Annotated in this window: 2 protein-coding genes; both read left to right on the top strand. The window is 71.9% G+C overall.

From position 1 onward, the window contains the following. The coding region (locus FUT87_RS14940; protein WP_147241524.1) for an OmpA family protein at positions 1-435 on the top strand (435 nt) is incomplete at its 5' end. A 165-nt stretch (positions 436-600) separates the two neighbouring features. Beyond that, a partial coding sequence (gene tssM, locus FUT87_RS14935) for a type VI secretion system membrane subunit TssM (RefSeq protein ID WP_147241523.1) occupies positions 601-2,167 on the top strand: 1,567 nt, incomplete at its 3' end.

Below are 2,167 nucleotides of genomic sequence, written 5' to 3'. Positions count from 1 at the left end.
GCGGCGCTGACGGCGCTGCTGCTGGTGGGCGTGTACCTGACGCTGACGCTCTCGCTGGCGGATCGCTCCGATCCGGTGTTCGGCCAGATCCAGTCGCTGCGGCTCTCGCCGCCGGTGGTCGCGCCGCCGCCGCCGGCCAAGCCGCGCCTGGCGCAGTTCCTGCAGTCCGACATCAAGGCCGGGCTGGTCGCGGTGCGCGACGAGGTCGACCGCAGCGTGGTCACGATCCGCGGCGACGGTCTGTTCGCGCCGGCCAGCGCGACCATCGTTCCGGAGCGCGAAGCGCTGATGGGCCGCATCGCCGACGCGCTGACGCAGGTCCAGGGCACGGTGCTGGTGACCGGCCACAGCGACAACACGCCGATCCGCACCGCCCGTTTCCCGTCCAACTGGCACCTGTCCGAGGAGCGCGCCAACACCGTGCGCGACTGCTGATCGCGCGCCGCGTCGCCCCCGAGCGCATCCGCGCCGAGGGCCGCGCCGAGCCGAGCCGGTGGCGCCGAACGACACCCCGACCAACCGCGCGCTGAACCGGCGCGTCGAGGTCAGTCTGATGATCAATGGCCGCGCGCCCGACGCGCCGGCGCGCGGAGCTTCGCGATGAAACGCGTCCTGGGATGGATCTTCAACCGCTGGGTGCTGCTGGCGGTGCTGGTGCTGGCGGTCGCGCTGCTGATCTGGATCGTCGGCCCGCTGATCGCCGTCGGCGAGGCGCGTCCGCTGGACACCGCGCGCTCGCGCTGGATCACCATCGGCGTGCTGGTGCTGGTGGTGGCGCTGTGCATCGCCTGGAGCCGCTGGCGCGCCAAGCGCGGCAACACGGCCGTCGTCAACCAGTTGCTCCAGCAACCGGCCGCCGACACGACCGAGCGCGAGAGCGCCGACATGCTGGCCGTGCGGGAGCGCTTCCGCCAGGCGCTGCAGCTGCTGCAGCGCTCGCGCTTCGGCGCCGAGGGCTCGGCCGGCTTCGGCGCGAAGCTGCGCTCGCGCTTCGGCGGACGTTATCTCTATGAGCTGCCCTGGTACCTGATCATCGGCGCGCCGGGGTCCGGCAAGACGACCGCGCTGCGCCACAGCGGGCTGAACTTCCCGCTGGCCGACCAGATGGGCGACCACGCGATCCGCGGCGTCGGCGGCACGCGCCATTGCGACTGGTGGTTCACCGACCGCGCGGTGCTGATCGACACCGCCGGCCGCTTCACCACGCAGGACAGCGACCCGACCAACGACAAGGCGACCTGGAGCGGCTTCCTGCAGATGCTGCGGCGCTCGCGCCCGCGCCAGCCGATCAACGGCGCGCTGGTGACGGTCTCGGTGACCGACCTGCTGTCGCGCAGCCCGGCCGAGCGCGCCCAGCACGCCGCCACCGTGCGCGCCCGCGTGCAGGAGCTGCAGAAGGACCTGGACATCCGCTTCCCGGTCTATCTGCTGGTCACCAAGGCCGACCTGCTGTCCGGCTTCATGGACTACTTCGCCACGGTGGACAAGGACCAGCGCGCCGCGCCCTGGGGCTTCACCTTCCCGCGCGCCAGCGCTTCGCCGCTGGCGGGCTTCGGCGCCGAGTTCGACGCCCTCGAGCAGCGCCTGCAGGACGGCCTGATCGATCGCCTGCAGGCCGAGCGCGACCCGCAGCGCCGCGCCCGCATCTACGGCTTCCCGGCCCAGTTCGCGAGCCTGCGCGCGCTGCTGGCCGAGTATGCCGAGGGCGTCTTCGCGCCCTCCCCCTACGAGGCGCAGCCGCAGCTGCGCGGCATCTACTTCGTCAGCGGCACGCAGGAAGGCACGCCGATCGACCGCGTGCTGGGCTCGGTGGCGCGCAGCTACCAGATCGAGCATGCGGTGCTCGCGCCCAACCAGGCCAGCGGCCGCAGCTACTTCCTGAACCGCCTGCTGGGCGAGGTCGTCTTCGGCGGCGTGGGCACCGGCCTGTACGGCATGCTGATCTTCGCGATCCTCGCCGTCTTCATCGCCGGCCTGATGATCGGCCGCACGCCCGAGTACCTGGGCAAGAAGATCGAGCCCTTCGAGATGAAGATGAGCGCCGTCGCCATCCTCGTCACGCCCATCGTCGTGCTGGCGGGCACCGCGATCGCGGTGCTGTCGGGCGACGGCAAGGCCGGCATCGCCAACCCCGGCGCCCACGGCTTCAGCGAGATCCTCTACGCCT

The sequence above is a fragment of the Mitsuaria sp. TWR114 genome (genome assembly GCF_007997345.1).
The sequence above is the reverse complement of the archived record's forward strand: the minus strand, read 5'-3'. Positions and strand labels throughout refer to the sequence as shown.